The organism is Bowmanella yangjiangensis, assembly GCF_017255015.1.
GTDB classification, from domain to species: Bacteria; Pseudomonadota; Gammaproteobacteria; order Enterobacterales; family Alteromonadaceae; genus Bowmanella; species Bowmanella yangjiangensis.
This window is the reverse complement of sequence record NZ_JAFKCS010000536.1, coordinates 1-516: the sequence shown is the minus strand read 5'-3', so window position 1 is coordinate 516 and position 516 is coordinate 1. Positions and strand designations below refer to the sequence as shown.

The following is a 516-nucleotide window of genomic DNA, read 5'->3' as shown; positions in this document are numbered from 1 at the left end:
AGACGCCGAGTACATGGCCGGCGGCCTGGTCGGCGTAGTGCGGGTCGAACGGCACGCCGCTCTGGCCCACGGGGTTGCTGCCGAGTGCCGTGCTGGCATCGGCCAGGTCGACCAGGCGGCGGGTCGAGGGCCCGTAGACCACCTGCCAGGGGGCCGGACCGATCTTGTGCGAGAGGTTGTTCGGCACCTCGTGGCTGCCCGGAGCCGCGTACGGGCCGGCATTCAGCAGCCAGGCCAGTGGCTGCTGCTGGCCCAGCGGGTGCGTGTGGGTCAGGGTATGGGCGCGTCCCCATTGCCAGGCGGCAGGATCATCACCGAACTGCTCGCGCAGGTGCGCCAGGCTGGCCCGCCAGGCATCGGCGACGATCTGCGCACGGGTTTCCTCGCCGCTGCCACCCTGGCGATGCCACCAGGGCGACGTCGTATCGGCGGTCAGGCGCGGCAGGGCGACGTCGAGCACGCGGCTTTGCAGCAGGCTGTCGAAGAAGGTGTCGCCCAGCTCATCGGCCATGGCCT

Annotated in this window: 1 protein-coding gene; it reads right to left on the bottom strand. The window is 71.1% G+C overall.

All coding sequences use genetic code 11. The features are described 5' to 3' along the window. Positions 1–516: penicillin acylase family protein (locus tag J0A65_RS25530; RefSeq protein ID WP_206597017.1), on the bottom strand; the 516-nt coding region annotated here is incomplete at both ends.